Below are 15,539 nucleotides of genomic sequence, written 5' to 3'. Positions count from 1 at the left end.
CCTCGCCGGCCCGCCCGGCCGACCGACCCGCGAACGAAGGAGACCCACCGATGAGTGGAGCAGGAGCCCCCGACATCACCGCCGACGGCAGGGAGCTGCGCGTCGCGATCGTCGCTGCCTCGTGGCACACCGAGATCATGGACGCCCTCGTCGCCGGTGCGCAGCAGTACCTCGACGAGTGCGGCTGCACCGACGTCGAGACCGTGCGCGTCCCCGGCAGCTTCGAACTGCCCGTCGTCGCACAGGAACTCGCGAAGACGTACGACGCCGTCGTGGCGCTCGGCGTCGTCATCCGCGGCGGCACCCCGCACTTCGACTACGTCTGCGGGGCCGCGACGACCGGCCTCACGACGGCGAGCCTCCAGACGGAGACGCCCATCGGGTTCGGCGTCCTCACCTGCGACGACGAGCAGCAGGCCCGCGACCGCTCCGGCCTGCCCGGCAGCTCCGAGTCGAAGGGTCACGAGGCCGCGTCCGCCGCCGTCGCGACCGCCGTCACCCTCAAGCGCCTCCGCAGCAGCACCGAGCCCGAGCTCTGATGCTCACCCTCTCCCCGCCGGGGCGTGCCGTCCGCCGCACGCCCCGGCCGTCCCCCTCCGACGGAGCGGACATGGGCGCCTTTCGCCATGCGAACGCGATGACGCCCCTCCCCACCACGACCGATAGGCTCACCGCGTGAAGACCTTTGAGGACATGTACGCCGAGATCCTCGCCAAGTCGCAGGAGCGCCCCGAGGGATCGCGCACCGTGACCGAACTCGACGCGGGGGTCCACTTCATCGGCAAGAAGGTCGTCGAGGAGGCGGCCGAGGTGTGGATGGCCGCCGAACACGAGGGCGACGACCGCTCCGCCGAGGAGATCAGCCAGCTGCTCTACCACACCCTCGTGCTCATGGTGGCGCAGGGAATCTCGCTGGAGGACGTCTACCGGCATCTGTGACGCCGGCCCGCTGCACGATCGGCCGCGCCACCGCCCGGCGACGCCGTCGGCCCCGGCCCCGGCTCCGACTCCGACTCCGACTCCGGTCGAGCGGACCTCCGCCCCACGACGCCCCGTCCTTCCCCCACCTGCCCTCCCAGGAGAGATCCATGCTGCGTGTCGCCGTCCCCAACAAGGGATCGCTGTCCGAGTCCGCCACGACGATGCTGCGCGAGGCCGGCTACAGCGTTCGCCGCGACGCCAAGGAACTCGTCCTCGTCGACGCCGACAACGACATCGAGTTCTTCTACCTCCGTCCTCGTGACATCGCCGTCTACGTCGGTGCGGGCACCCTCGACGCCGGTATCACCGGTCGCGACCTGCTCCTCGACTCCGGCGTCGAGGCCCACGAGGTCCTCCCGCTCGGGTTCGCCCGGTCGACGTTCCGATTCGCGGGCCGCGCCGGCGTCGCCGGGTCCGCCACCGACCTCCAGGGCCGCCGCATCGCGACGTCCTACCCGGGCCTCGTGCGCCACCACCTCGCCGAGCGGGGTGTCGAGGCCGACGTCGTCCGCCTCGACGGCGCCGTGGAGACGTCGATCACCCTCGGTGTCGCCGACGTCATCGCCGACGTCGTCGAGACCGGCACGACGCTCCGCAACCAGGGCCTCGTCACGTTCGGTGAGCCCATCCTCAAGAGCGAGGGCGTCCTCATCGCCCGACCCGACCCGGCCCAGCCCGACCGCCTCGAGATCCTGCGACGCCGGCTCTCCGGGGTCATCACGGCCCGCACGTACGTGATGATGGACTACGACATCCGGGTGGAGCTCGTGGACCGCGCCACCCGGATCACGCCCGGCATCGAGTCACCGACGGTGTCTCCGCTCCACGACGAGCAGTTCGTCGCCGTCCGCGCCATGGTGCCGCGCGTCGGCATGAACAAGGTGATGGACGAGCTGTACGGCCTCGGTGCCCGCGGCATCCTCGTCACCGACATCGCCGCCTGTCGCCTGTAGGTCCCCGCCGGAGGAGGTCGCCGTGAGCACGTCGTCGGAGTCGAACCCGTCACCCCGCGCCGAGGGCGCTCGAGCAGGCGCTGCCGGGCGCGCCCGTCCCCGCCGCGACCCCTATGCGGTCATCCGGCCACGCCGCGGTCGGGTCGTCCCCGTCGTCGCCGCCGCGCTCGTCTTCGTCACGTTCACCCTCTCGGCCGTCATCGTGCCGGGGCAGGCGGCCCAGAAGGGCGACTGGGCGATCTCCGACCGGCTGCTCATGTTCCTCATGGGCGTCGCCATCGCGTGGTTCCTCCTGCGGTTCGCGCAGATCCGCGCCGTGCCCACCCGTGAGGGACTCGCGGTGCGCAACCTCCTCATCACCCGTGAGCTCGAGTGGGCCGAGATCGTCCACCTCCAGTTCGGTGGCGGCTCGCCGTGGGCGTATCTCGACACGGCGGACTTCGAGACGGTGCCGCTCATGGCTGTGCAGAAGGCCGATGGGGAGTTCGGACGCGCCGAGGCCGCCCGTCTCGCCGCCCTCATCGACTACCACTCCGCCCGCGAGCCCGAGCCGGCGTCGTCGATGCCCCCGGCCACCGCGGCCGACCCGCACCCCGACGCCACCGACGCGGCTCCGCACGACCCTGACCTCACGGGGTCCGACACCTCCGAGGACGACGGCACCGACACGTTCCGCTGAGGCCGTCGCCTCCCGACGAGGCTGCGGCGGCAGCCGTTCACGCCTCGGGCGTGCCCCGTTCCGGTCCGTCCTCGTCGTGGGGAGGTCTCGTCGCGCCGGGGCGGTGCTCCTCGTCGAGCGGCCGGCGCTCGTGCGGGTCACGATCGGCGGCGGTCCTGACCGTCGTGGTGTCGGCCTCGTCCGCACCACGTGGGTCGTCGCGAACGGAGGTGCTCGCCCGGGCGCGGTCGAGCACCTCGGGCGTCCGCGACCCGTCGGGGTCGTCGTCGGAATCGTGATCGGCGCCGTCGAGGACGAAATCGGGCAGGTAGTCGCCCTCGTCGCCACCGAGCGTGTAAGAGGTGGGAATCCCGGCGAAGGCCTCCTCGAACGACAGGCCGGTCACCATGAGCAGATCGAGGACGATCGAACGCACCTGCGCCCGGATGACCTCCGACGACAACGTCGGACGAGACGTGACGTACGTCGTCATCTCCCCGAGCTCGTACATCGCCGCACGATGCCCGTCGGGCAGGTGGCGGTCCTGGAGGTCCTCCGCCATGGCGGCGGTGATCTGCGCGAGCTCGTCGACCATGTCGATGTACCCCTTGGGGACGACCTCGCCCTGACGTAGCGCGATCGTCGCCCGCCGCACGAGCACCCGCAGGTTGCGCATCGCCCGGTCGAGAGGGGGGAGGAGATCGGCGATCTCCTGCACGGCGGGGAGGTGACGACGCCGGAACGGGGAGGACCGGATCACCGACAGGCCGTCGTCGGCGAGCGACTCGAGCGTCGCGAGGGCCTCCTCGCTGTCGCGGGCGCGGGCGAGGGCGCGTTCGGCGCGGGCGAGGTCGCGTTCCCGCAAGGACGCCGTCGTCTCGGCGAACAGCTCGGACATCTCGGAGACGATCTCGGCCGTGTGCTGCCGAGGACGCCGCAACGGCGAGGCCGGGGTGATCGTCGAGGCGAGGAGCGCGACGACACCGCCGACGACCGCGTCGATCCATCGCGACAGGGCCTGGTCGGGTTGGGCGACGAGGATCGTCACCATCGCCGACTGCAGACCGGCCTGCGTCGTCGGTAGCACCCGGCCGTCCACGACTGTCATGATCGCCATCGACGAGAAGACGATGAGCGCGAGCTGCCAGTACCCGCTGCCGATGATCGAGACGGCGACGTCACCGATGAGGACGCCGACGGCGACGCCGAAGACGATCTGCACCGCCCGTTCGATGCGCTGCCCGAACGAGAACCCGAGCGCGACGACGGCGGCGACGGGCGCGAAGAACGGCTGCGTGTGCCCGATGATGTCGCGCGAGATGAACCAGGCGATCGCGGCGGAGAGGGCGATCTGGGTGATGAAGAACAACCTCTCCTGCAACCGCCGGTACCGCTTGGCGAGGGAGTCGCGCCCACGACGACCCGCCGCGACGGTGCGTCGCGCGAGGGCGTCCTGCAACTCGCTTGGGTGGGGCACGGGCACACCCCCACGATAAGCGGCCCGGGCGTCTCTGCCCACGGGCTCCGGCCACGACGATCATGGCGAGTCCCCGCAGGTCGTGATCGGCCGTCGTGGACGACGGCCCGGCCCGTGCGCCGCAGTTCCTAGACTGGCCGCGTGAGCCTCGCGACCCGTGTCATCCCGTGCCTCGACGTCGACGCCGGACGCGTCGTCAAGGGCGTCAACTTCGAGAACCTCCGCGATGCGGGGGACCCCGTCGAACTCGCCCGCACGTACGCGGCGCAGGGTGCCGACGAACTCACCTTCCTCGACGTCACCGCGAGCAGCGGCGACCGGGAGACGACCTACGACGTCGTCGCCCGCACGGCCGAGCAGGTCTTCGTCCCCCTCACCGTAGGCGGCGGGGTGCGCAGCGTCGTCGACGTCGACCGACTCCTGCGGGCCGGGGCCGACAAGGTCGGCGTCAACACGGCGGCGATCGCCCGGCCGGAGCTCATCGACGAGGTCGCCGCGCGGTTCGGCGCGCAGGTGCTCGTCCTCTCGGCCGACGTGCGCCGCCAGCCCGAGGGCTCCGCGCATCCCCGCTGCGAGAGCGGCTTCGAGGTGACGACCCACGGCGGGCGCCGCGGGACGGGCCTCGACGCGCTCGCCTGGTGCGAGGAGGCGGCCCGGCGCGGGGCGGGCGAGATCCTCCTCAACTCGATGGACGCCGACGGCACCAAGGCGGGCTTCGACCTCGAACTCCTCGGGGCCGTGCGGGCGCGGGTCGACGTGCCGCTCGTCGCGAGCGGCGGTGCGGGAGACGTCTCGCACTTCCTCCCCGCCGTGCGTGCCGGCGCCGACGCGGTGCTCGCCGCGAGCGTCTTCCACTTCGGTGAGATGACCGTCGCCGACGTCAAGCGCGCCCTCGCCGAGGGCGGCGTCGAGGTCCGCTGACCGACGTCCACCCGCGCGCGGTGCGGGACGGCGTCGCTGGCCGCGACCTCGGCACGGCGCGCGGGCAGCAGGGTGCGCTCTCGACGACGGACACGTCTGCGTCGGGGTCGACGGGCCCTGCACCTCACCGCATCTGCGGCGTGGCGCCCTGCCGGCGTGCGGAAGACGGCCCGGAACGGACGGCGGCCCCGGTGGGGGGGACCGGGGCCGCTGGGTCCTGCACAGCCGGGGGGAGGCTGACGAACCATCGCCAGAGTACGAGGCGGACGCACGACTTGAGGTCAGGAAAGCCCTTGCGCGAGTACGAAATCGGTAAAGAAGTGCTCAGTGGGCGCCGGCGCGGGCGGCGTTCGCCAACGTGATGGCGCGAGCGGTGCCGGTCGTCACCCAGTGCGGGGTCGACGCGTCCCCGAGGCGGGCCCGTAGGCGACGTGCGTCGAGTTCGGGGACGAGTGCGGCGGCCGTGCGGCGAGGGTGGTGCGTCGTCCCGAGGAGCGACAGGAGCATCCGCGTGTCGGGGCGGGCCTCGTCGCGGGCGGCGGTGACGTCGTCGGCGAGGACGACCGTGCGCACCCGTTCGAGGATCTCGTCGCGGAGCGGGACGTCGAGGAGGGGATGGCGGACCCGTGGCAGCATGCCGAGCACCGTGTCCTCCTCCGCGCCGAGGACGCCCTCGTCGACGAGGCGGCGACGCTCGGCGCCGAGGACGGGGCGGGCGCAGTCGAACACCCACCGCCACGGCGTGCGGGGCACCCGGACGGTCGCGACGTTCGCGAGGACCTCGTCGAGGACGGGGTGGCCGGTCGGGGTCTCGTCCTCGACGCGCACCGTGCGCCCGGGGCAGGCGAGGCGCCCTGCGAGGGCGAGGTCGGCGAACGCCGCCCCCGCGACGAGACACGGCAGGTCGGTCACCGCGTGGCGGCCCTCCGGCGACGTGCCGAGGACGAGCATCTGGTCGACGACGGCCGCGGTCATGAGCCGATCGTCGCAGACCACGTCGTGATGGCGCGGGAGGGCGTCCACGCCGTGAACCCGCCGATGTGTCCGACTCGCTCGACGGCGATGCGGCCGAGGAACCCGCCGTGCCGACGGTGGGCGGCGAGGAGGAGCGCCTCGGTCTCGTGCGTCACCGCGTTCGCGACGATGCGACCGCCCGGGCGCAGGGCCGCGAGGCAGAGGTCGAGCAGGCCCGGGGCGGTGAGTCCGCCGCCGACGAACACCGCGTCGGGGGTCGGCAACCCGTCGAGGGCCTCGGGGGCCCGCCCGACGACGACCTCGAGACCGGGGGCGCCGAGCGTCGCGGCGTTGCGGGTGATGCGCTCGGCCCGGTCCGCGCGCGGTTCGACGGTGACGGCGCGGCACGACTCGTGGGCGCGCAACCACTCGATGCCGATGCTGCCCGAACCGCCACCGACGTCCCAGAGGAGCTCCCCGGGACGCGGCGCGAGGAGGGCGAGGGTCACCGCCCGCACCTCGCGCTTCGTGATCTGGCCGTCGTGCTCGTACGCCTCCTCGGGGAGGCCGGGGGTGAGGCCCCAGTCGTCCGAGGCGGGCGTGCCGGGGGTCGAGGCGCCCGGGGAGGTCGCGGCAGCGACGGGTGCGGCGGTGTCGGACACGGATGCGTCGGACACGGATGGTGCGTCGTGGGCGGAGGGCATGGTCTCCAGCCTACGGCGGGCGTGGTCGGCGGCCGGGTGGGCGTCGGGGTGGCCGGGACCTCCCGCCGCACGTCGCGGCACCTACATCCGCTGCTCCACCCCGAGGGTGAATCGGGCACGCAGCCGCGTCACCGGGGCGAGGCGTTCCACCGGGCCACGCAGGTGCCCGGCGGGCCGTTCGACGCACCACGTCGACACCTCGGCGAGGCCGAGGGTGACGACGAATGCGACGAGGGTCGAGCCGACTCGCCCGACGTGGGGGTCGAGGTGCGCGGGCAGGCCGAGGACCACCGGGTAGTGCCACACGTAGAACGCGTAGGAGACCCGCCCGACGTGCGCCATCCGCGGGGAGGCGAGGACGGTCGCGACGGGGGAGTCGGGGACGAGGACGACCACGCCGACGACGGCAGTCGCCGCGAGCGCGACGAGCGTGAGTCCGCCGAGGTAGGTCCACCTCGGGTCCTCCATGAGGCGCGGGGAGGTGACGGTGACGAGCCCGATCACGGCGGCCCCGGCGACGGCCGCCGCGGTCCAGGCGCGCCGTGCGCCGGGCGAATCCGCTCGGACCGCACCGGTGTCGAGGCCGAGGGCGAGGAGGGCTCCGGCGAGGAGTCCGTCGACGTGGGTGTCGGTCGAGTGGTACCAGTCGGTGTGGCCGGGCACGTGGCCGAGGCCGACGGCGGCGCGCCACACCCCCACGGCGACGATCGCGAGCGCGACGACGCCCATGAGCGACCGCCGGGACAGGTGCCGCAGCCCCGCGAGGAGGAGCGGCGGCCACAGGAGGTAGAACTGCGCCTCCACCGAGAGCGACCACAGGTGCCCGTCCCACGTCGTCGCCCCGCCGGTCGCGGGGAAGGCGTAGTTGTAGACGCCCGCGAGCACGGCGACGGCGTTGAGCGTGATCTGCGGCAACGCCTCGGGGCGGGTGACGGCGGCGACGACGAGGCCGACGGCGAGGAAGGTCACGACGGCCGGGAGCAGCCGGAACGCCCGCCGCAGCCAGAAGCCGACGAGGTCGATCGCACCCGTGCGGGTCGCCTCGTCGAGGAGCAGCGCCGTGATGAGGAACCCCGACAGGACGAAGAAGAGGTCGACACCGATGAACCCGCCGTGGAGGAGGTCGGCGTGGACGGTGAGGACGAGGACGATCGCGACGGCGCGGATCCCGTCGAGACCGGGCAACCGCGTCCGTCCCCGGGCCGGGGCGTCCTCGGGACGGTGGGCGGTCACCCGTCCGCGGAGTCGGCGTCGGCGGGGATGGAGCGGCCGACGATCGTGCCCGACCGGTCGATGCAGATGACGTCGACGGTCACCGGTGCGCCGCCGAGGACATCCGTCGCCTGTGCGGCGGCGGTGCGCGCGACGGCGTCACCGAGGGGCACGCCCGCCTCCCGGCACAACGTGAGGGCCTCGAGGCCGGTGTTGCCTGCGCGGATCCGCGCGGCGAGGCCGGCGTGGGCGCCCGCCTCGACCGCGAGCCCGGCGAGGTGGTCGAGGTCGACCTGTGAGCGTCCGGAGTGCAGGTCGAGGTGCCCGGCCGCGAGCTTGGAGAGCTTGGCGAACCCCCCGCAGATCGTCAGCCGGTCGACGGGGTGGCGGCGGAGGTGCTTGAGCACGGCGCCGACGAAATCGCCCATGTCGAGCAGGCTCGTCTCCGGCAGGTCGTACTCGGCGACGACGACCTTCTCGCTCGTCGAGCCGGTGCATCCGGCGACGTGGGTGTGGCCGAGGGCGCGGGCGACGTCGATGCCACGGTGGATGGAGTCGATCCACGCCGCGCACGAGTAGGGGACGACGACGCCGGTCGTGCCGAGGATCGAAAGGCCACCGAGGATGCCGAGGCGCGGGTTCCACGTCTGCGCGGCGATCCTCTCGCCGTCGACGACCCCGACCGTCACCTCGAGATCGGGTGCCACGCCGTGGGATTCGGCGACGGCGGTGACGTGCTCGGTGACGAGTCGGCGGGGAACCGGGTTGATCGCCGGTTCACCCACCTCGAGCGGCAGGCCGGGGAGCGTGACCGTGCCGACCCCGGGCCCGGCGACGAACGTCACCCCGGAACCCGGCTCGCCGCGGCGCACGGTCGCCTCGACGACGGCGAGGTGGGTGACGTCGGGGTCGTCACCGGCGTCCTTCGTCACCGAGGCGCGCGCCCACGGGCCGCGCTCGTCCTCGCCGCGCTCCTCGCGGGTGAGCGCGAAGGCGGGGGTGCGGCCCTTGGGCAGCGTGATCGTCACGGGGTCGGTGAACTCCTCGCCGAGGAGGGCCGCCGTCGCAGAGGTCGCCGCCGCGGTCGCGCACGCTCCCGTCGTCCACCCCGGCCGCAACCCGGTGTGGTCGAGCTGCGCCTGGCGCCCACCGGTTTTCGCCCCCGGTGCCGCGGCGGCGGGCGTCGTCGTCGCGGCCTCGGACGTGGGCGTCGGTGCGGCGTCGGGATCGGCGTGGGCGTGCTGCGGCTCTGTCACGCCGACATCGTGCCAGCCGCGCCCCGTCGTGCGGGCGCCGCCCGGCGGCGTCGTCGCGCGATCCTCCGGGCCCTGCGCCGACGTCGCGCCCTGAGAACGGAGTCGACGTGGCCGATCGCGCCACGGGAAGACGACGACCTGCGCCGATGCCGGCCGTGACCGGATCGAATCCGTTCTGAGGGCGCCACGTCGAGACAGCGACTGGCGTCGCGAGGCCTCCCGTGGGGTGCGGACACGTCGACGAGGCACCCGCGCGGGGTGCGGTCGAGGTGGGGTGGGCTGCCACACTGGCGGGCATGGCACCCACGCGCATCCTTCTGCTCGGCGGCACCTCCGAGGGGCGGCAGCTCGCGCGCGACCTCGTCGGGCTACCCGGGGTCGAGCTCACGAGTTCCCTCGCCGGTCGGGTGCGTTCGCCCGAGCAGCTTCCGGGCGAGGTGCGCATCGGCGGGTTCGGTGGGGTGAACGGGCTCATGGCGCACCTGTTCGCGGAGAAGGTCGATCTCGTCATCGACGCGACGCACCCGTTCGCGGCGGAGATGACGCACAACGCCGCGAAGGCGTGCTCGATCACCGGCGTCCCTCTCGTCCGCGTCGATCGCCCCGCCTGGCAGCCGCTGCCCGGTGACACGTGGCACGAGGTCGACACGCTCGCGGAGGCGGCGCGGACCGCCGATCGGATCGGGACCCGCCTGTTCGTCACGACGGGCCGCCAGGAGGCGAGCGAGTTCGCCGGGGTGAAGGCGTGGTGCCTCATGCGGAGCGTCGAGGCCCCCGAACCACCGCTGCCGGCCCACCACGAGATCCTCCTCGCGAAGGGGCCGTTCGTCGTGCCCGAGGAGGTCGCCCTCATGCGCGACCGCCGCATCGACTGCCTCGTGACGAAGAACAGCGGCGGTGGCGCGACGATCGCGAAGATGTCCGCCGCTCGTGAGCTCGGCATCCCCGTCGTCCTCGTCTCCCGACCGCCGCTGCCTCCCGGCCTCCTCACCGTCCCCGACCCCGAGGCCGCCGTCGACTGGGTCGCCCGCCGCCTCGTCCGCTGATCGTCGAACCGTCCGGCTCTCCCGACCTCAGGACACCCACCGGTCGAGCGGCGTCGCCGTGTAGGCGGCCGCGGCCTCGAGTCGTGCGAGGGCGGGATTGCCGTGCACCGCTCGGGTCAGCGCCTCGTACGTGTCCGCGCCGAGTTCGAGGCCGTGGACGCCGAACAGTTCCGTCTCGCTGTCCGAGGCGACGGCCACGGTGAGGAGGGCGCGTTCCCGGGGCTGCAGGTCCTGGACGTTCGCGCCGCGGGAGACTGGGCACGTCTGGTCCGGATCCGATCGGGGTCGGCCCCACGCCTCTCGTCGCGCCGTGGCCTACACGCGGCGACCCCGGCGGGCCACGTGTCTCTGCTCACCGGGGCGGGCGCGGGCGTGACCACGGGCGGGTGCCGGCCGCTGTGAGAGGCATCGGGATCGATGTCGATGGAACGGTGCCCTTCCGCCATCCCGCCGTACGTCACCGCTCGCACGACGGGGCCGACGCTGCAGGTGCGGGGTTCGCACGCACCGCGCATCGTCGACGGTGCGCGCGGGTCGCGTCGTCCGTGTCACGGGGTCCTCGGTCTCCCGCGGCGCCGAGGGCGTCCGGGTGCCGCTGCAGCGGCACTACTCCCGCAACACCTGGCGGACGGTGAACAGCGGCGTCATCCGCGCGAGCGGTGCGTTCATGCTCACGGCGCAGCCTCCCCGCAAGGGCATGAACACCTACCGTGTCCAGGTCGCGCCGCAGGGGCCGTGGGCGCGGTCCACCTCCCGGCCGTTCGTCATCCGGGGGCGCTGAGACCCCCGCCGGGGGCCCGCCGTCGCCGGACGGGTGGTCCCCGCTGAGGACGCACGGCCCGGGACCCCCGACTCCCGCTCCCACGCCTTCGCCGCGCCCGTAGAGTGCTCGGGCGGCGTGAAGGAGGAACGGATGAGCGAGGACACGACCCTCACCGGCGGCCACCCCGTGCACGTCCACGGGTGGATCGGGGCCGCGGCGCCCCTGCCGGCCTCCGCGCGCGCTGACATCGCCTTGGCCGACCTCGTCGTCGGCGGTCGTCGTCACCTCACCGCCCTCGGCGTCCCCGAGGAGCGCCGCGTCGTCCTCGGACCCGTCGACCCCGCCCTCGACGCCCTGCGCTCCCTCGGGCCCGGGCAGCGGGGTGTCGTCGTCGCGAGTGGTGATCCCGGCTTCTTCGGCATGGTCCGCCGTCTCCACGGCGCCGGTCTCGACCTCGTCGTCCACCCCGCCCCGTCGGCGTGCGCGCTCGCGTTCGGGCGGGCCGGGTTGCCCTGGGAGGACGCCCAGATCGTCTCCGCGCACGGCCGCGATCTCCGGCGCGCCGTCAACGTCATCCGCGCCCACGAGCGCGTCGCCGTCATGACGACCGTCGGCGCCGGGATCCGCGAGATCGCCGCCGCCCTCACCTCCTGGCCGCGGCGTCTCGTCCTCGTCGAACACCTCGGCGAGGAGGGCGAGCGGGTGCGGTGGTTCACCCGCGAGGAGGCCCTCGCCCTCGACCCCGCCGACATCGGCGAACCCAACGTCGTCCTCGCTGTCACCGACGGACTCGAGGGGGACCCCACGGGGGACACGGCCGCGCCCTCGCCGTGGAGCGGCCCCGGCATGCCGTGGCGTCTCGGCGAGCGCGGCACCCACGCCCGCGCCGCCGACCTGCGCACCGACCCCCTCTCGGCTCTCGTCGTCGGCGCGTTCGGCGCTGCTCCTGGAGACCTCGCTCTCGTCGACGGCGACCCGCTCGTCGCCGCGGCGGTGGAGGAACGCGGTGCGGCCGTGCGGGGGGCGTCGCCGGCCCCGACACTCGCGGGCCTGCCCGCCCTCGACGAACCCGACCTCGTGTTCCTCGCCGTTCCCGGAGCCCCCGACCTTGCTGCCGTCGCCGACTGGGACCGCGCCCGCTGCGTCGTCCTGGCGGGCGAAGGACCCGCACCGCACGACCTCGGCGAGGCGCCCGCGGGGTGGGGGATCTCCGCTCTCACCGTCCCCCGGATGACGCCCGCCCCCATCGACGCCCCGGTCGACGCACCGCCCACCCGCCACCTCGTCATCGGACACCGCCTCCAAGGAGCCCCATGAGCACGCCCACCCCGCTCGGCCTGCCCGCGCTCGACGACCTCGCCTGGCCCATCAGCGGCCGTGCCGCCGAGGTTGCCGCGGCCCTGCGGTCGCGCCAACCCGTCGACCTCGACGACCCGATGGGCGTCGTCGGTGGTGACCTCCCGGAGAACCTCGTCCGCGCCGCCGAGGCCCCCGCCGCGCGCGTCGTCGTCACCGACATGGATCCCGCGCTCGTCGTCGGCATGTCACCGATCCCCGTCGCCGTGCTCACCCCGCCGACCCTCGTCGTCGGCGTCGGCCTCCGCGACGGCGTCGACGCCGCCACCCTGCGCGGCCACGTCGACCGGGTGCTCGCCGACAACCTCCTCGCCGCCGCCGCGCTCGCGGCCCTCGCCACCGTCGACGGCAAGGCCGACGACCCGCAGGTGCAGGCATTCGCCGACGGACTCGGCGTCCCCGTCCGCGCCTTGCCCGCCGAGACCCTCGACGCCCAGGCCGTTCCCACCCCGAGCGACGTCGTCGCCGACGCCGTCGGCACCCGCAGCGTCGCCGAGGCCGCCGTCCTCGCCTGCGGGGCGCGGCTCGTCGTCCCCAAGCACGTCTCCGGAAGCTCGACCGTCGCCGTCGGTCGTCTCGCCCCCGAGGAGCTCTCGTGACCGTCCACTTCATCGGTGCCGGACCTGGTGCCGCCGATCTGCTCACGCTGCGGGCCGTCCGCATCCTCGAGTCGAGCCCCGTCTGCCTCTACGCGGGCGCGCTCGTGCCGCCGGAGGTCCTCGACCACTGCCCGCCCGGCGCGCGACTCGTCGACACCGCCGACCTCGACCTCGAGGCGATCACGGCAGAACTCGTCGCCGCCCACGAACGCGGCGAGGACGTCGCGCGGCTCCAGTCGGGCGACCTGTCGGTGTACTCCGCGGTGTCGGAGCAGATCCGGCGGCTGGAGGAGGCCGGGGTGCCGTACTCCCTCACGCCGGGTGTGCCCGCGTTCGCCGCGGCCGCCGCGTCGCTCGGGCAGGAACTCACGGTGCCCACGGTCGGGCAGACGATCATCCTCACCCGCGCCTCCCGCAACGCGACCACGATGCCGCCGGGGGAGGAGCTCGACAACCTCGCGCGCACGGGCGCGCTCCTCGTCCTCCACCTCGCGACGAACCTCGTCGAGGACGTCGTCGAGACCCTCCTGCCGCACTACGGCGAGGACTGCCCCGCCGCCGTCGTCGCCATGGCGAGCCGTGACGACGAGGTCGTCGCCCGGTGCCGACTCGCCGACCTCGCGACCACGGTGCGCGGCAAGGGGATCCGCCGCACGGCGCTCCTCTTCGTCGGACGCGCCCTCGAAGCGGGGGACTTCGAGGACTCCCACCTCTACTCCACCGCCTGCGCCGCCGCCCGCCGCGACGACCCCCTCCCGCCTCCGCTGCTCCGGAGTTGACCGACGTCAGCGCGGTTCACCGGATGCGGGTCGTGTCGGCCCCACGACGGTTCCTCTGCGGACCCCGCCGTCATATGACGAGATATGTAGAACGAGACCGGCAGGGGAGGGATACGCATGACCATGACAAGTGTCGACCTCGACCCGGAGCTCATCGCACGCGCCCGTGAGGTCACCGGTGAGCGCACCAATGGGGCGGTGATCGACCTCGCGCTTCGTCGCCTGGTCGCGTCCCGTCAGAAGGGCACCATGATCGAGGCAATCGCCGAGCTCGACGGCCTGGCCGAGGGGTTGGCGGCTCCCGTCGTCACTCCGCCGTCGACACGACCGACTACCTCGTCGACAACTCGATCTGGTCGCGGCTGAGCCTGGGGACCCGGCGGTCGCCGACCGGTTGCGACGTATCAAGCGCTCGCCGGCCGACTATCTCGTCACCTGCCCACCGCAGGTGCTCGAGTTCTGCCGTGCCGCACGCGATCCGCAGGAGTGCGACGAGTACCGGCGACGCATCTCGATGGGGTTCCCACTCGAACGGGCGCCGGAGGAATCGCTCGTTCTCGACATGCAGTCCGCGCTGTGGAAGACAGGTCTGGTCCGTGCCGCCGGCGCCATCGACATCCTCATCGCGGGGTATGCCATCGCGAACGACGCCACAGTGCTCAGCGCCGACCACGACTTCGTGCACATCGCCGAGTGAGTGCCCTGCGACAGGAATACGTCCCGCCCTCGCTCTGAGGAGCGCCCATCGATTCCGCGGGGGTCACCACCACGGCGCGCTCCACGCTCCGCCTGAGCAGGGGAGTCACGGGGCGGCTGCTCACGCCGTCGAGGGCGTCGTCCACTCCTCGCGGAGCAGGGCGAAGTGGAGGTCGTCCCACCACGTGCCGTCCCAGGCCAGGACGACACGTGAGGCGTGGCCCTCCTGCCGGAATCCGATCTTCGTGAGCACGCGGGCCGAGGCGCCGTGCTGGGCGAAGCACACCGCCGTCATGCGATGCACCGGCAGGTGCGTGAACATGACGTCGCAGAAGGCGCGGCCCGCGCGGGTCGCGACGCCCGCGCCCCACACGTCGGGGTGCAGCGTGTACGCGAGCGAGCACTCCCACCAGTGGGTGGGGCCCACGATCGACTTGGTCGGGGTGAGTCGACCCGCGACCTCGCCCACGGGTCGGCCGTCGCGCTCGACGAGGAACCACAGCGCCGCCGGATCGGCCAGCCGCTCCTGGAGGAACCGTGCCGTCGCCGCCCGGTCGAGCGGTGGCCGCGACGTGTACCGGGCGACCTCCGGGAGGGACCGCCACGTCGTCACCGCGTCGACGTCGGCGGACGTCAGGGGACGCAGCACGATCCCCGCGCCGGCGTCGAACGGGCCGGTCGTCGCGGCGACGGCCGCGTGGAGCTCGCCCTCCTCGACGATCGGCACGACCGGGGCGCCGAGACGCCCGGCCGCGGTGCCCGGTGACCGTTCAGTCAAGAGCGCCCTTGCGGAGCACGATGCTGCTGCCGCGCTCGCGGGTGCCGGTGACGACGACGACCGCCGCGCCGACCATGTTCTCGTAGAAGCCCGCCCGGGGCAGGGCCGCGACCTCGACGTCGCCCGCGAACAGCGGCTCGTACCGCTCCCAGCTCGGCGGTGGGTTGCCGTCGTCGTCGCCGAGGAGGATGACCTGCTCGTCGGAGGTCATGTCGAGCGGCATGAGCTCGAGGACGGCCGCGAGGAGATCGACGATCTCGACGCCGTCGGCGCGGAGCACCTGCGGGTGGACGCTGTGCGCGGGCAGGCCGGCCTCGCCGAGGACGATCTCGTCGCCCTCACCCATCTCCATGAGGGCCTTGACGAGGTCGGGGGACAGGACGGACGGGATGTGACGGAGCATCGG

The 15,539-nt window shown here is 73.5% G+C and carries 20 protein-coding genes; 12 read left to right on the top strand and 8 right to left on the bottom strand.

All coding sequences use genetic code 11. The annotated features are described in order from the left end of the window. Positions 1-50: 50 nt before the first annotated feature. From ribH to MOPEL_RS16830, 4 genes are all read left to right on the top strand, one after another. Positions 51-539, top strand: coding sequence for a 6,7-dimethyl-8-ribityllumazine synthase (gene ribH, locus MOPEL_RS13300; protein WP_009483393.1), 489 nt, complete (start codon positions 51-53; stop codon positions 537-539). Positions 540-675: 136 nt separating this feature from the next. Next, on the top strand, positions 676-939 hold the full coding sequence (locus tag MOPEL_RS13295; protein WP_009483392.1) for a phosphoribosyl-ATP diphosphatase: 264 nt from the start codon (positions 676-678) through the stop codon (positions 937-939). 149 nt (positions 940-1,088) lie between these two features. Then, complete coding sequence (hisG, locus tag MOPEL_RS13290) at positions 1,089-1,934, top strand: ATP phosphoribosyltransferase (RefSeq protein ID WP_009483391.1); 846 nt, start codon at positions 1,089-1,091, stop codon at positions 1,932-1,934. 22 nt (positions 1,935-1,956) lie between these two features. Further along, positions 1,957-2,613 carry a PH domain-containing protein gene (locus MOPEL_RS16830; protein WP_009483390.1) on the top strand — a complete coding sequence of 219 codons (657 nt, stop codon included), beginning with the start codon at positions 1,957-1,959 and terminating at the stop codon, positions 2,611-2,613. Positions 2,614-2,650: 37 nt separating this feature from the next. Here MOPEL_RS16830 and MOPEL_RS13280 read toward each other — a convergent pair whose 3' ends face one another. After that, positions 2,651-4,069 (bottom strand): FUSC family protein, encoded by a 1,419-nt coding sequence (locus MOPEL_RS13280; protein ID WP_009483389.1) that lies wholly within the window; start codon positions 4,067-4,069, stop codon positions 2,651-2,653. A gap of 141 nt (positions 4,070-4,210) precedes the next feature. On the opposite strand from MOPEL_RS13280, the gene hisF reads away from it, so the two are divergent. Then, positions 4,211-4,990, top strand: a complete 780-nt coding sequence (gene hisF, locus MOPEL_RS13275; RefSeq protein ID WP_009483388.1) for an imidazole glycerol phosphate synthase subunit HisF — start codon at positions 4,211-4,213, stop codon at positions 4,988-4,990. Positions 4,991-5,314: 324 nt separating this feature from the next. Here hisF and MOPEL_RS16175 read toward each other — a convergent pair whose 3' ends face one another. From MOPEL_RS16175 to MOPEL_RS13255, 4 genes are all read right to left on the bottom strand, one after another. After that, positions 5,315-5,965, bottom strand: coding sequence for a GOLPH3/VPS74 family protein (locus tag MOPEL_RS16175; protein ID WP_009483387.1), 651 nt, complete (start codon positions 5,963-5,965; stop codon positions 5,315-5,317). After that, entirely contained in the window at positions 5,962-6,621 is a 660-nt protein-coding gene (gene cbiT / locus MOPEL_RS13265; RefSeq protein WP_245544786.1) for a precorrin-6Y C5,15-methyltransferase (decarboxylating) subunit CbiT, read from the bottom strand. The genes MOPEL_RS16175 and cbiT overlap by 4 nt, the downstream gene beginning before the upstream one ends. A gap of 108 nt (positions 6,622-6,729) precedes the next feature. Further along, complete coding sequence (locus tag MOPEL_RS13260) at positions 6,730-7,881, bottom strand: acyltransferase family protein (protein WP_009483385.1); 1,152 nt, start codon at positions 7,879-7,881, stop codon at positions 6,730-6,732. Further along, the gene (locus MOPEL_RS13255) at positions 7,878-9,116 is read right to left on the bottom strand and encodes a cobalt-precorrin-5B (C(1))-methyltransferase (RefSeq protein ID WP_009483384.1); all 1,239 of its coding nucleotides are present in this window, start codon (positions 9,114-9,116) and stop codon (positions 7,878-7,880) included. The genes MOPEL_RS13260 and MOPEL_RS13255 overlap by 4 nt, the downstream gene beginning before the upstream one ends. Before the next feature lie 296 nt (positions 9,117-9,412). On the opposite strand from MOPEL_RS13255, the gene MOPEL_RS13250 reads away from it, so the two are divergent. Beyond that, entirely contained in the window at positions 9,413-10,162 is a 750-nt protein-coding gene (locus MOPEL_RS13250; protein ID WP_040634542.1) for a cobalt-precorrin-6A reductase, read from the top strand. Between the two features lie 27 nt (positions 10,163-10,189). On the opposite strand, the gene MOPEL_RS17825 is transcribed toward MOPEL_RS13250, so the two are convergent. After that, positions 10,190-10,360: a hypothetical protein gene (locus tag MOPEL_RS17825; protein WP_009483382.1), complete on the bottom strand. Its 171-nt coding sequence runs from the start codon at positions 10,358-10,360 to the stop codon at positions 10,190-10,192. Between the two features lie 325 nt (positions 10,361-10,685). Between MOPEL_RS17825 and MOPEL_RS13245 the strand changes: the two genes are divergently transcribed. The 6 genes from MOPEL_RS13245 to MOPEL_RS13220 all read left to right on the top strand — a co-directional run bounded on the left by MOPEL_RS13245 (position 10,686) and on the right by MOPEL_RS13220 (position 14,356). Continuing rightward, complete coding sequence (locus tag MOPEL_RS13245; protein WP_009483380.1) at positions 10,686-10,943, top strand: hypothetical protein; 258 nt, start codon at positions 10,686-10,688, stop codon at positions 10,941-10,943. Positions 10,944-11,075: 132 nt separating this feature from the next. Then, the gene (cbiE, locus tag MOPEL_RS13240) at positions 11,076-12,242 is read left to right on the top strand and encodes a precorrin-6y C5,15-methyltransferase (decarboxylating) subunit CbiE (RefSeq protein ID WP_009483379.1); all 1,167 of its coding nucleotides are present in this window, start codon (positions 11,076-11,078) and stop codon (positions 12,240-12,242) included. Further along, positions 12,239-12,880: a cobalamin biosynthesis protein gene (locus MOPEL_RS13235; protein WP_009483378.1), complete on the top strand. Its 642-nt coding sequence runs from the start codon at positions 12,239-12,241 to the stop codon at positions 12,878-12,880. Before cbiE ends, MOPEL_RS13235 begins: the two co-directional genes overlap by 4 nt. Continuing rightward, positions 12,877-13,659 (top strand): precorrin-4 C(11)-methyltransferase, encoded by a 783-nt coding sequence (gene cobM, locus MOPEL_RS13230; protein WP_009483377.1) that lies wholly within the window; start codon positions 12,877-12,879, stop codon positions 13,657-13,659. Before MOPEL_RS13235 ends, cobM begins: the two co-directional genes overlap by 4 nt. A gap of 117 nt (positions 13,660-13,776) precedes the next feature. Further along, a complete protein-coding gene (locus tag MOPEL_RS13225; RefSeq protein WP_009483376.1) occupies positions 13,777-14,025 on the top strand; it encodes a type II toxin-antitoxin system VapB family antitoxin in 249 nt (82 codons plus the stop codon). 28 nt (positions 14,026-14,053) lie between these two features. Next, positions 14,054-14,356, top strand: a complete 303-nt coding sequence (locus MOPEL_RS13220; protein WP_009483375.1) for a PIN domain-containing protein — start codon at positions 14,054-14,056, stop codon at positions 14,354-14,356. A 120-nt stretch (positions 14,357-14,476) separates the two neighbouring features. Here the strand turns inward: MOPEL_RS13220 and MOPEL_RS16170 are convergent, their stop codons facing one another. Then, positions 14,477-15,133, bottom strand: coding sequence for a GNAT family N-acetyltransferase (locus tag MOPEL_RS16170; RefSeq protein ID WP_009483374.1), 657 nt, complete (start codon positions 15,131-15,133; stop codon positions 14,477-14,479). Beyond that, positions 15,126-15,536, bottom strand: a complete 411-nt coding sequence (locus tag MOPEL_RS13210; protein WP_009483373.1) for an RbsD/FucU domain-containing protein — start codon at positions 15,534-15,536, stop codon at positions 15,126-15,128. Before MOPEL_RS13210 ends, MOPEL_RS16170 begins: the two co-directional genes overlap by 8 nt. Positions 15,537-15,539 lie beyond the last annotated feature (3 nt).

Source organism: Mobilicoccus pelagius NBRC 104925, assembly GCF_000247995.1.
GTDB classification, from domain to species: domain Bacteria; phylum Actinomycetota; class Actinomycetes; order Actinomycetales; family Dermatophilaceae; genus Mobilicoccus; species Mobilicoccus pelagius.
The sequence above is the reverse complement of the archived record's forward strand: the minus strand, read 5'-3'. Positions and strand labels throughout refer to the sequence as shown.

Excerpts from the sequence above, each read along its gene's own strand:
- ribH (WP_009483393.1), top strand. The coding sequence starts at position 51 with ATGAGTGGAGCAGGAGCCCCCGACATCACCGCCGACGGCAGGGAGCTG.
- hisG (WP_009483391.1), top strand. The coding sequence starts at position 1,089 with ATGCTGCGTGTCGCCGTCCCCAACAAGGGATCGCTGTCCGAGTCCGCC.
- MOPEL_RS16175 (WP_009483387.1), bottom strand. The coding sequence starts at position 5,965 with ATGACCGCGGCCGTCGTCGACCAGATGCTCGTCCTCGGCACGTCGCCG.
- MOPEL_RS13250 (WP_040634542.1), top strand. The coding sequence starts at position 9,413 with ATGGCACCCACGCGCATCCTTCTGCTCGGCGGCACCTCCGAGGGGCGG.
- cbiE (WP_009483379.1), top strand. The coding sequence starts at position 11,076 with ATGAGCGAGGACACGACCCTCACCGGCGGCCACCCCGTGCACGTCCAC.
- MOPEL_RS13235 (WP_009483378.1), top strand. The coding sequence starts at position 12,239 with ATGAGCACGCCCACCCCGCTCGGCCTGCCCGCGCTCGACGACCTCGCC.
- MOPEL_RS13225 (WP_009483376.1), top strand. The coding sequence starts at position 13,777 with ATGACCATGACAAGTGTCGACCTCGACCCGGAGCTCATCGCACGCGCC.
- MOPEL_RS13210 (WP_009483373.1), bottom strand. The coding sequence starts at position 15,536 with ATGCTCCGTCACATCCCGTCCGTCCTGTCCCCCGACCTCGTCAAGGCC.